The organism is Colwellia sp. BRX10-9, from assembly GCF_014077405.1.
In the GTDB taxonomy this organism is placed as follows: Bacteria; Pseudomonadota; Gammaproteobacteria; order Enterobacterales; family Alteromonadaceae; genus Colwellia_A.
Map to the genome: position 1 here is coordinate 144,614 of NZ_JACGVV010000003.1, position 12,421 is coordinate 157,034.

A 12,421-nucleotide genomic window follows, 5' to 3' on the forward strand; every position below is an offset into this window, starting at 1 on the left:
AGTAGCGGGTTTTTTAACAACTAAATTATTGTTTAAACAATTTTTAGAAGCGGATTGAAGCGCTTAAACGAACATAACGTGGAGTCTGCCAGTTCTGTGCTAAGCCGTAAGTTGGGCTAACAAAGTAGTTACCTGAACCGTCTTCATTGAAATCAGTTCTAGATTCATCATCATAAATCTCGTCGAATTCAGATGCTGTATCATTGTTAAATACGTTGAAAACATCTGCACGAAGATTTAAGTCAAAGTCTTCAAATTCAATGTCGTAACTAGCCGTTAAATCAAGGTTCCAAAGAGAATCTGTTGTACCTTCTGAACCACGTTTAGCTAATTGACCGCCTTTGTAGAAAGACTCTGAACCATATGCCTGAGCAAATATATCAGTTGGGTGAATACCAAATGCACTTCTTGGCTTACCTGCTTGCCATGAGAAGTTTGCACCAATATTCAAGTCATCAGTAACTTGGTAAGAACCAAATACTTTAACTGAATGACGACGGTCATTTGGTAAGTTACCATCACCACCATCTAATAAACCAGGTTGGTCAAAGTTAGTTGTTAAACCAGCGTCATCTTGACCGTTGTCTGAACGAACTAAACCTTCGTTGTTACCCCAGCTATGTGACCAAGTGTAAGTACCAGTTAACATCCATTTGCCATCCCACTCTTTGTTAACAGTTACGTCAACAGCAGCATATTTACGGATAGCTTCAGGGTAGTTTAAGTCAGATGCAGGAATAGTGTATTCTTGATTAGCTAAAGGACCAGCATCACCATCAGGGTCAGTCGTTACAGTAATGTCTGTACCTGGGTTAGTTAGTACATAGTAATGGAAACCTGTACATTCAGTACAAGCTGAACCGAATTCACGATTAACATATTCATTAAAACCAAAATCGATTGCAACATCTTCAATAGTTGTTGCTAGTTCACGGTAAGTACCTTGAACTGCCATGCTCCATTCGTCATTTAACTGGAACTGGTAACCGGCAATGAATTCATCTGAATACATAGGGTCGATGCTTGAATCAACGATTGCGCCTGCTTCTGGAACATCACCGTTTGAGAATACATCTTGAGGACGACCAGTGTAAGTACCACCAGTTAGGTTAGGAACTTCTAACCCATCGCTGCTCATTCCGTCGTAGTTGTAGTAATCTTGAACATAAGTTTCAGCACCGGCTAAACGAATGTTAGTGTTAGCAGCGATTGGAAGATAGTAACGACCGTAGCTTGCCCATATTTTAGACTCGCCATCGCCCATAACATCGTATACAGCGCCTAAACGTAATGCCCATTGGTTTTCAAGTTTAATGAAAGATTCACCAATACCATTCTTGTTTTCAAATGAATCGTTACGAATACCAGCATTAATAACTAGATCGTCTGTAGCTTGCCATTGATCTTGAATGTAGTATGCAAAGTTTTCTGATTCAAAAGAACCACCGCTGCTGTATGTACGGTGACGTACATAATCAATCGTAGTATCATCTTCACCGATTACGTATAAGTAGTAAGCGCCACCAGAGTTAATTGTTTGTTGGTTTGCCGTTAGTGATTCTTTATCAACACCAAAACGTATTTCATGATCACCTAAGTACCAATCAGCATCGATACGAACAACTTGACGCTGATCATCACCTTCACCAATGCTAAAGTTAGCAAAGTTACCACCAGGAACAAACGCTCCTGTTCTAGTGAAGTTACGGTAAATAGCTGGGTTAGCATCTAAAACACTACCAGCTGTACGGTCTGTTTCATTGATACCGTATTGAACTGATACTGAAAAATCGTCAGTAATAATAGACGTTAATTTAGCTGTGTAGTTCAAACCACCATTGTCTTCAAAACTTTCTTTTGGTTCAGCACCAGTAGAACCAATATAATCAGTTCTCAATGTAGTTGTAGTACTTTGATCAGAGAAAGCTGAGATTTCAAGGATATTGTTTTCAGTAATATACCAATCTACTTTTGCACCCCAGAAAGAATCATCATCTTTTTGTGAGTATAAACTTTGTGCAATACCATCTGGAGTAGAAGCTTGTCCACCGTTGTATTCAAATTCATCGCTACGCGGGCTGTATAGTGCGTAATAGAAAAGAGTATCTTCGATGATAGCGCCACTTGCCCATAAGTTAACTTCGTAGAAGTCATTCTCATCGCCAGTGTTATCAATACGTAAAGTACCGTCATCACGTTTTTGTGATTGCTTATCTTCTCTTAAAGCATCTGGTTCGTAGTAAACATTTACGCCAGCTTTAAATTCGTTTGAACCACTTTTAGTTTTTGCGTTAATTACGCCACCAGTAGCACGACCAAATTCAGCCGAGTAACCACCAGTTTTAACTTCAAATGTATCATACATTTCAAATGGTGGTTGACTAGAACCAACACCTGTACGGAAGTTAGTAATGTTAAGACCATTCACATAGTAAGCATTTTCAGCTACAGATGCACCACCAATAGATGGGTTGTTACCAAAAGCAGAATCACCTTTAGTTGTACCCGGTGCTAATAAAGCAACACCAGTGAAATCACGTGCAACAGGTACTCTATCAAGAGTTAAAGTATCAACAACGATACCTGTGCTTGAACTTGTGATATCAACCATAGCAATAGCTGAACCAGTAACTTCAATACGCTCAATATCATCAGCAGCTAGAGTCATGTTAAGGCTAACTTTACCGCCCATACCAACTTTAACATCTTTTTGAGCTGTGATTTGGAAGCCATCTTTCATTGCTGTAATGTCATACATTCCAGGAGGAAGAAGCGGGAAGCGGAAAGAACCTTCGCTATCAGAAACAACAGAGCGGGTTAAACCAGTTTCTTTGTTTACAATTTTAATTGTAACTGAACCAAGAACTTGACCACTTTGGCTAATAGAACTACCAGTAATATAACCTGTTGTGTTATTTGCCATTGCAGGCATTGCTGCACTCAATGACATCGCTACTGCTACAGCAGTAATTGATTGTTTAAAGCTACGCTTTAAATTAGAATTTTTCATATTAGTGTTTCTCTCTGGACTTATAGTTTAAATATTTATTGTTTTAAATTCTTTGAATATTTCAACAAATTGTTACATTAGGTAACAATATCCATTAATTCTGCCTGAATATAGAAATATTACAACCCCTATTACAAAAATGTTTTTGAACTTTTTTATTAGTACCTAACCAACTGTTTACCAATGAAATAATCAACCTATTAACCAAACCATATCCAAATATGTATCGATTTATAGACGCTACAAACAAAAAAAAAGCCTTTTTGTAACTTTTTTGTAAAAATATTTTATACAAAATATCCGTATTAATTGAAATATTCCAAATATCAGTAATCAAATTAAGCTATAAATCACTTGAGGGAGCAACAATGAGTTCTACTTTATATAATACAATTCAATTTAACTGCAGCTATGTAGCTGAGCGATTTAAAAAACATAACGATTCGCCTCGCCCAGAAATAATGCCAATGTTTGATTCATTCCCATATTTATATGACCCATTAAAAGATTAAGGGGTAATTTTCGTTAATGTTTAGGTAAAGTGTTGAGTAGAAAAATAATGATCAGTTTAGATGAGCAAGCAGCCAAGGTTCTACGCGACGACAGTTAACGCATGAAATAAACCTAGTTAATAACTGAGGTATCTAGATATATAAAAAAAAATGCCAGCAAGATGCTGGCATTTTTATTAAGTTATCATTTAATTAGAAAGAAAGACGCGCACCTAAGTATAGTCTTCTAGGTTGAACCCATTCAATAGCTTCACCAAAGGCATAAATACCGTCACCCGCTTTAAGATCTTGTTCACGTACACCTGCTTGATCATCCAAGACATTAAACATATCTACAAAAAATTCTGCTTTGTATTCATCAAAATCATAAACATATTTAACACGAAGATCTAAAGTACCATAGGAAGCACTAGTGTTAGCTGCGACCACACCATCTTGAACCCAACGTGAAGAAATACCGCCAAAATCATAAGCATTATCTTCACGTAACGGGAAGTGACGACTACCGCGAGCGTAGTTAGTACTATAAAGTGTCCCCGAGTTCCAGTTGTAAACAGCACCAACTTCAATGCCATTGTCAAAATAATAACTACCTGCCAGTTTCGCTAAGTATTTAATATTACCCGGTTGATCACCCCACATATTAGGTGCGGCTGGATCTAACTCTAATACATCACCTTGGTAATCAGCGTTGCCATCTGAGTTTGAATTACCTTGCGCATCGTTATAAGTAAAGGACGCAAGCATTGACCAATTGTCTGTACGGCGTTTACGGAAAGTTGCCTCAAGGCCTTGATATTCACGTTTTGCACCAGACAGTGTGCCGATAACAAAGTTTGATTCAGGAGCTTCTGAATATCCAAAGTATGAATAAGGTAAGTAAAAGGGTGAATTTACTAATGCTTCATTATTTGGATCTGAGAAAGTTCCTAGGTCATAATCTTCCATGATATCTTTGGTTACACGCTTAGTGTAAGTAAGATCAATACTCATATCGTCAGATAAGGCTTGCGTATAACCAATTAATAACTCGTCCGTGTAGGGCGTTTTAATACTGGGAGCGAAAAAGGCATCTTGACCACCCTTTTGACCACCACGTGTACGGAATGTTAGCCAGCGGTCACCAGCAAAAACTTGCTCTTCACGAACAGGGCCCGTCAGATTACCCGCAAAACTTGTCATGTCGGTACGAATCGGATCATAGTAGCGACCAACAAAAGCAAAGACTTTACTTTCCCCATCGTTATTAATGTCCCATGCAGCACTTAAGCGAGGAGCAATTTCCCAGTCGAACGTTTGAATCGTATCGCCTGCAGATGAAATATGCTCATATTTTTCCGAACGTATGCCAATATTCACCGAAATACCATCATCATTGCTCCATTCATCTTGAATGAAGAATACTTGACCTTCAATTGACATTTCAACCGGAGCTGTTTGGGTCATATTAATGCGATAAACATTATTTAAACCATTTGGATTACCCGTAGAACTATTAAAAGTCATCTCATCTAATTCTGCACGACTAATTGCACCATCATTATCAGAATCTAACAGGCCTAAATAGTATGCGCTATCAGTTGCTACCATCGCATCTAGAATGCCATCTACGTCACTGTCTGAATCAGAAATATCGGTAGTTCCTGTCCAGCTATCGCTAACATAGCTACCAAAAGTTGCACCTGAATTTTGACCTGGAATTGATGTGTATTGCGCGCCGTCACCAGTATATTCTAGGCTGGTTTTAAAGGTACTTTTAGTTTGTGAGTAACCGGTTTTAATAACATGAGAGCCAAAATCACTCGTATCTAAATAATATTCGGCAGTAATTTTCATTTCAGTGCCATCACGACTGGTAATAGAGTCAGAACCGAGTCCACCGAGTGAAAGATCACGACCCGTAGGGTTACCCCCTAAATAAGCCACATCATTTCTTGAAGATTGGTCTGCGGCTAAACTAGACAGTTCTCCTTCATGTGAAGCATATTCTGCAGTAACAATTAAATCATCCCATGTATGAGAGTATTCAAAATGCAGATTATCACCACCTTGTTTTCGAGCTCTATCTCGATTATTAAAGAGTGACGCATCAGCTGAACCACTTATTTCTGTTGGATCGTTAAAGTACGAAACAACAAAACGATCATTTTGAGTTGCTTGCCAAGTTAATTTAGCAAAACCTAAATCAGCTTCATTAGTAATCGTGCGTTGAAGTGCACCCGTTTCTGGATCAGCAACATCTTCTTCAAGGTCTTTGACTTGATAAGAAGTAAAGAACCATAATTCATCTTTGATGATTGGACCACCAAGCGTAAAAGCCGTATCAAAGGTTGAAAAGCTATTTGCATCTTCATTTTTGTTATCAGCAACTAAGCCATCATTTTGCAGGTAGTAGTTAACAGAACCATGAAATTCATTACTACCTGACTTAGTAATAACGCGAGAGACTAAACCTGCACCACCGGCAAACTCAGCAGGAATACCACCCGTCAGTATTTGTTGTTCTTGAATAATTTCGGAGTTAAAGTTTGCACCAAATGTACCTGTGTTATTATCGGTAACATTAATATTATCAATATAATAAACGTTATCTGTAGATACCCCTACACTGCCACCACTATCACTATAGTTAACACCTGATTTAGAGGAAGGGTTTCCACCTGTAGAAGGTTTAGTACCTGGTGCTAATTGTAAGTATGCTTGATAATTACGCGCAGTAGGCAAAGATTCAAGCATTTCTAAAGTTAAATCAATACCTGATGTCGTTGAGCTAGTATCAATGGTTGCAACAGAGCCTCTCACTGAAATCACTTCGATATTATCCCCAATACCAGATAAGATGTAATTTACATCAAAGCTTTTACCTGACACTACACGCACTTTATCACGTGAAAAAGGTTCAAAACCATTACCTGTTATTTCAACTTCATATTTAGTTGATGGGTCTAAACCTGATAATCTTAAGTAACCATTTTTATCAGTTACGCCTTTGCGGCTAACTAAACTTTCAGAAGTGCTTACATTTACAACGGCACCCGCTACAGGTTTACCCTCTGCATCAGTTACTTGGAATTTTAGACCACCGGTATCTGCAAATGCTGTACTCATACCTAGAACAGTCGTTACAGCGATAGCTGCAATTGAGCGTTTAAAGTTTCGCTTTAAATTAGAATTTTTCATTATTAGTATTTCTCCCTGAACTTATAATTTTAATTATTTAAAATCATGAGGTTAACTTTTAAACAAATCGTTCGTTTAATTAACAACCCCTTGATACTGCCTGAATATGGAGATATTACAAGCCTTTAGGTCAAAGTTATTTTGAACTTTTACAGACGAAGCTAACCACCTGATATTTATATAAATGTCTATTTATTCGTACAGTAATGTTTGCAACAATATATCTTTTTCAATAAAAAAAAAGACTAATTAATAGACATATTTCAATCTAAATTTTTTTTATAAATAACGAAAAAATAGCAGTGACCAACCTTGATCAAACGCCTACATAAGAGGTATGGTATATTTTTTTATAAAGGTTACATTTTTAATGGTTACAGATACTGAAGGTTACATCCATATTATTGAATACTTGACTGAGCATTTCAGTTTATTTGAAAACTCCTCCTCAGTAAGTGCTGATTCAGATACCGTTATGAGCGTTATTGAACAAGAATTAAGTGAACAAATCATCAGTATTTGCAGCCAGAACGAAGCGTTGTCTTTTAATCAGCGCAATACTATTATTCGAGAAGTTGATGCTATTGTTTATGATTTAGAAGAGATTCTCTCTGGCGTTATTAACAACAAAGTCACTAACGAGCAAAAAACATTCATTAAAGAATTTGCCTTACTGATTAAGAATTTATTTGATAGCGAAATTCACAGTCAGTTTTTATCTTAAGGCGTTGAACGAATTATTTCGAGCAATAATATTTACCCACAAAAAACCTGATCACGACCCAAGTCTTTCGCTTGATATAATGCTCGGTCAGCGCGGGTAAAGAAATCATCAAAGTTATCATCTGCAAATCTTATACAAGTAACACCGATACTAACAGTTACTTTAATTTCGCCCTGCCACTCACCTTTTATAATTAGATTACTTTGATTAAGTCGAATACGCTCTGCGACAACCTTTGCTGACTGCAATGTAGTTTCAGGGAGCAATATTGAAAATTCTTCACCGCCAATACGGGCTAAAATATCTTCTTGTCGAAGACAAGGAAGTAAACATTGAGCCACTGACATTAGCACCTTATCCCCTATCGGATGGCCATAGCTATCATTGATATCTTTAAAGTGGTCAATATCAATAGCAATCAAGGATAGAATGCGAAGGTGCCTTTTAGCACGATGAAACTCTCGTTCAGCATGATCAATAAAATAGCGGCGGTTATACAGCTTAGTTAATGAATCGGTATTTGCTTGTTTTCTAAATTCTTCTTTTAACGCATACAATTCACTGACGTCGGTAGAAAATCCAATTAACGTTGGAAGTTCACCTTGGTGTTGATAAGGAATTTTTGTACTAATATAGTAACGTACATTACCTTGTTCATCTGCTGAGGTTTCTTCTATGGTTTGTTTTTCGCCCGTATCAAAAACTTTTTGATCAGATTGGTTAAAATGCTCAGCAACATCAAGTGGTAAAACCTCAGTGTCTTTCTTACCAATAATATTTTCTGCTGACGTACCAAATAATTCAGCAACTTTACTGTTTACATATTTAAATGTTCGCTCATTATCTTTCATGTAAATATAAGCATCAACATTATCAAGTACCGTATGAAGTAATTTTTTCTGTGCTTTAATTATTTTTTGGAGTTTTTTTTCTGCTGTTATATCTGTTGATACACCACAAATACCGATGACATTGTTAGCATCATCGAACAAGGGTTTTTTAACTGTTTTATATATCCGGGTTTCTTGTAGGGATTTGATGAAGTTTGTTTCTACATTTTCTACAGTTATAGCCTCTTTAATAACCTTTCGATCATTTTCTTTTAGTTGCTGAGATAACGCTAAATCAAAAAAATGACTATCATCAAAGCCAATGATATCTGTTAAGTTAATATTAAATAAATCCAGTACAGCCTGGTTTACATAGGTATAGCAACCATGAATATCTTTAGTGAATATACAAGTGCCAACGTTATTTAACACTTCCGTTAACATCTTAACGTCTACGGATAAATTATCCTTTGACGGTGAAGTAACGGGTAATGGTTTCTTTTTACTCACTAATAAACCTTAACTGTTGATGATATTACAGAAAGTTTAATTGTAGTTGAAAATTAATAATAGGCATTATGCTTGCGACATAATCGTTATTTAGCCAATATTTATTCAGTGGGTAAGCTTGCATAGTGCAGAGACTGGAGAGAGGATTAAGCGCTAAAGTTATCTTGATATAACCCAAGAGAAAATGACTTTCTATTGGGTTATTAAATCATCAGTGTTAATAAGCTATGACTTTAAATTAGTAAGCGCCGGCCGCATAGGTTAATTCATAGCTGTGGCTGTATATTTCTAATATATTACCAAAAGGGTCTTCCATGTAAATCATACGATAGGGCTTTTCACCGGGATAGTAGTAACGCGGCTCTGCCATACGTTTTTTACCACCTGCTTCGACAATTTTTTCCACCAGTTCTTCAAGATTAGGATCTTGCACACAAAAATGAAACACGCCTGTTTTCCAGTATTCAAAGTTGTCTTCTGGATTTTCTTGATTAGCAAATTCGAATAGCTCAACGCCGATGCGGTCACCTGTCGACATGTGGGCTATTTTAAATTTACCCCAATTAGCGCCAAATACGTCGGTACACATAGCGCCAATGGGGCTATCATCTTCAATGATTTCTGTTGGTTTCATTATTTCATACCAACCTAAAACGCCAGTATAAAATTCAACAGCAGCCTCTAAATTAGGGACTGAAATACCGATATGGGAAAAAGTTCTTGGATATGCTTTACTCATTTTTATTACCTCGTTAAATTTGATAGACAAAGTATAGTGAACTTTATAAAGTATATAAAATTATCATTTGTAATATAAATGAGTACATTTTGTTATGATAAATCTTATTTGGTTAAAAACATTTTGCACGCTTGCTGACGTTGGACATTTTACCCAAACAGCAGAAATTCTTTTTATGACGCAATCAGGGGTAAGCCAGCATATAAAAAAACTTGAAGCGCAGTTGGACATTTTATTATTAACGCGGGAGGGTAAGTCTTTCTCATTGACCGATGCGGGTATTAAATTACGCCAACAAGGACAAGATTTATTAGAAACATCTGCTGATATCGAAGCTTCAATTAAACAAGATGATGCTTTTATCGGTGTCATTAAAATAAGTACACCTGGCAGTGTCGGCTTAAAACTATACCCAAAGATGCTTGATATGCAGCAACGCTATCCGGCGCTTATTATCGATTACACCTTTGCACCCAATAAAAATATAGAGCAAAATTTAATTGAGCGAAAAATTGACCTGGGGATACTCACTGAGTTAAATAGGAGCCCACAGTTAGCCTACAAAAAAATAGCCATTGAGCCTTTGGTTTTAGTAACGTCAAGTGATATCACAAGTATCAACTGGCAAGTGCTTACTTCTATAGGTTTTATCAGCCACCCTGACTCAGAACATCATGCACAACAATTATTGAGTAAAAATTATCTTGAATTTGAACATACAAGTCAATTTAAGCACAAAGGATTTTCTAATCAAATAAGTTTGATTTTATTGCCCGTTAGCCAAGGATTAGGTTTTACCGTATTACCCCTGCATGCGGTAAACGCTTTCCCAGAGCAAAGCCTGATAAAAGTACACACATTGGAGATACCGGTCAGTGAAACTTTATATCTTTGCCAAAACAAACATTCGTTTGACACTCAAAGGAGTCAATTAATTAAAAAATCGATTCGTAAATTTATTTTATAACATTGACTATAAAAACTCACTTAGCCTATTAATTTTTTAGCGATAAGCAAACACTCAAATCGGCTCATCGTGACTTAATTGTAAATTTATTTCCAGCCGACCCGCCATTGGTCACTGACTTTTAGATCACGCCAATCTATGGTGTATTCATTATGAGTCATCACCGCTTCGATAACACAGGCAATTACTTTTTGTTCTTCGTCAAACTCCACCTTAGTGATAATAAAGTGTTTTTCTTTATTGGTAATATCAACTTTAGTCCACTTACTATTGATGAGGGCTTTGGGATTAATTTTATTCATCTTTACCTTAGTGTATAAGTTATTGTTTCAAAAAAGACAGTGTAAATATCGATAATGAAAATTGCCCAGGGACTTTTTTAGTCATTAAAAATCCGACTTCTTTAATATCTTCTGAGTTAAGTAAAGGCGCATTTGGTATAGCCCTTCCACGAAAAGTTGCTTTAAAGTCTGCAAGCTCGAAGATATGATTTTCACGCTTATTAGCGACGGTTTTAAAGTCATGTTTATAAGCTAACCGGTAGCCATTTACATAAATAATTAGCCTTAATTGATAGGCTTGCCCGTCACCTTCGGTGTTAATAACAAGTTTCTTATAAGATTGTGGAAGATTATCGACAGCACGAAAAACCGAACTAAAGCCGCCATTATTGTCTAGAGAGATGCTACCGCTAAAAATGCCATGATCTTGAGCAAATATCATTTCCCCGTTTGATAAGCCGCCCATAACGCCATCATTGGTTATCCGCCAGCGTCCGTTTTCTTGTTTTGAAAAATCAATCATATAAGCCTTCTTATTGCCACTTGAATTATCATTGGCCTGGTTATTAATATTGTTACCACTGGCATAAGCACTGAAAAACAAACATAAAATTAAAATAAATCGCATCAATAAATTCCACTTAAGTATTCTATATCGCCTTTTAAATACGCAAAATAAACTTGTTAAGATCAAAATCACTAAAAATGAGCTAAAATTAATACTCTAACGTATGTAGTGTTAGATTTAATTTAAAATAATAACCAACGAGTAAAAATATATGCGCATTTTTTTATTGATATTGTTTATCAGCCTTGCCTCAGGTTGTAGCACAAAATATACAAATCAATCAGTCACAGGTAAAGCTTTTCCAGCGGTTACCGGACAAACATTAGAAGAAAACACAGTCAATATTCCAGCCGATTTCAACAAAGAATTTACTTTATTATTAGTAGGCTACAAACAGAATTCACAGTTCGATATCGATAGATGGTTAATCGGTTTAGATATGACTGAAACTAAAGTCGATGTCTATGAGCTCCCGACTATTCAGGGATTGTTCCCAAAAATGTTTAGTACTTTTATCGACAATGGTATGCGTGCTGGTATTCCAAAACCTCTTTGGAAAGGGGTGATTACAATTTATGAAGACGGTGATAAAGTTCAAGCTTTCACTGGAAATGAAAGCCCTAATAACGCGCGAGTATTACTGTTAGATAAAAATGGCATCATTGTTTATTTTTATGATGACGGTTTTTCAGTTGCAGCGCTTAATGAGTTGAGAGATAAGTTAACGCCATCGAGCTAGTGTAACTTTGTTGAGACTTGTGCAAGAGACAGTAATTAACCGTTACTGTCTTTTGCCAATTTTAGCTATTTACCCAACGTTTAGTCTTATCTATTTATATACCTATGCTTCTTTATTTCCTTCAACGTTGTCGTCAAAGTATTTTGAAGCACGACATGAAGCACGACATATTAACTCACCACTTCACCCTTGATTTTTACCGCACCAAAACGGGGCACTTAATCACATCAGTGCAATTTTCTCGGTTACTCATCATTTCAAAAACCCACTAACCTCAAATAAAAACCCTTTATTACAATGAATTAGTAGCAAAGCACTGTTTACTAATGATCTGGCATAAGACTTGAAACTCTAATGATAA

Annotated in this window: 10 protein-coding genes; 4 read left to right on the forward strand and 6 right to left on the reverse strand. The window is 36.4% G+C overall.

What is annotated here, in order from left to right:
* Positions 1 to 43 precede the first annotated feature (43 nt).
* Complete coding sequence (locus tag H4J69_RS03230) at positions 44 to 3,010, reverse strand: TonB-dependent receptor (protein WP_182213801.1); 2,967 nt, start codon at positions 3,008 to 3,010, stop codon at positions 44 to 46.
* A 368-nt stretch (positions 3,011 to 3,378) separates the two neighbouring features.
* Here H4J69_RS03230 and H4J69_RS03235 point away from each other — a divergent pair, with 368 nt between their 5' ends.
* Positions 3,379 to 3,522, forward strand: coding sequence for a hypothetical protein (locus H4J69_RS03235; protein WP_182230223.1), 144 nt, complete (start codon positions 3,379 to 3,381; stop codon positions 3,520 to 3,522).
* A 192-nt stretch (positions 3,523 to 3,714) separates the two neighbouring features.
* On the opposite strand, the gene H4J69_RS03240 is transcribed toward H4J69_RS03235, so the two are convergent.
* Positions 3,715 to 6,702, reverse strand: a complete 2,988-nt coding sequence (locus tag H4J69_RS03240; protein ID WP_182213804.1) for a TonB-dependent receptor — start codon at positions 6,700 to 6,702, stop codon at positions 3,715 to 3,717.
* A 370-nt stretch (positions 6,703 to 7,072) separates the two neighbouring features.
* On the opposite strand from H4J69_RS03240, the gene H4J69_RS03245 reads away from it, so the two are divergent.
* Positions 7,073 to 7,426, forward strand: a complete 354-nt coding sequence (locus tag H4J69_RS03245; RefSeq protein WP_182213806.1) for a DUF3802 family protein — start codon at positions 7,073 to 7,075, stop codon at positions 7,424 to 7,426.
* A gap of 32 nt (positions 7,427 to 7,458) precedes the next feature.
* Here the strand turns inward: H4J69_RS03245 and H4J69_RS03250 are convergent, their stop codons facing one another.
* Entirely contained in the window at positions 7,459 to 8,766 is a 1,308-nt protein-coding gene (locus H4J69_RS03250; protein ID WP_310733582.1) for a GGDEF domain-containing protein, read from the reverse strand.
* 238 nt (positions 8,767 to 9,004) lie between these two features.
* The gene (locus H4J69_RS03255; protein ID WP_070375692.1) at positions 9,005 to 9,505 is read right to left on the reverse strand and encodes a lactoylglutathione lyase family protein; all 501 of its coding nucleotides are present in this window, start codon (positions 9,503 to 9,505) and stop codon (positions 9,005 to 9,007) included.
* A gap of 94 nt (positions 9,506 to 9,599) precedes the next feature.
* Here H4J69_RS03255 and H4J69_RS03260 point away from each other — a divergent pair, with 94 nt between their 5' ends.
* On the forward strand, positions 9,600 to 10,472 hold the full coding sequence (locus tag H4J69_RS03260; RefSeq protein ID WP_182242280.1) for a LysR family transcriptional regulator: 873 nt from the start codon (positions 9,600 to 9,602) through the stop codon (positions 10,470 to 10,472).
* An 86-nt stretch (positions 10,473 to 10,558) separates the two neighbouring features.
* Here the strand turns inward: H4J69_RS03260 and H4J69_RS03265 are convergent, their stop codons facing one another.
* Both H4J69_RS03265 and H4J69_RS03270 read right to left on the reverse strand, forming a co-directional pair.
* Complete coding sequence (locus tag H4J69_RS03265; RefSeq protein ID WP_182213809.1) at positions 10,559 to 10,774, reverse strand: TIGR02450 family Trp-rich protein; 216 nt, start codon at positions 10,772 to 10,774, stop codon at positions 10,559 to 10,561.
* Between the two features lie 19 nt (positions 10,775 to 10,793).
* Complete coding sequence (locus H4J69_RS03270) at positions 10,794 to 11,381, reverse strand: CIA30 family protein (RefSeq protein ID WP_259364801.1); 588 nt, start codon at positions 11,379 to 11,381, stop codon at positions 10,794 to 10,796.
* A 151-nt stretch (positions 11,382 to 11,532) separates the two neighbouring features.
* On the opposite strand from H4J69_RS03270, the gene H4J69_RS03275 reads away from it, so the two are divergent.
* Positions 11,533 to 12,060 (forward strand): hypothetical protein, encoded by a 528-nt coding sequence (locus tag H4J69_RS03275; protein ID WP_182213811.1) that lies wholly within the window; start codon positions 11,533 to 11,535, stop codon positions 12,058 to 12,060.
* The last annotated feature ends 361 nt before the right edge of the window (positions 12,061 to 12,421 follow it).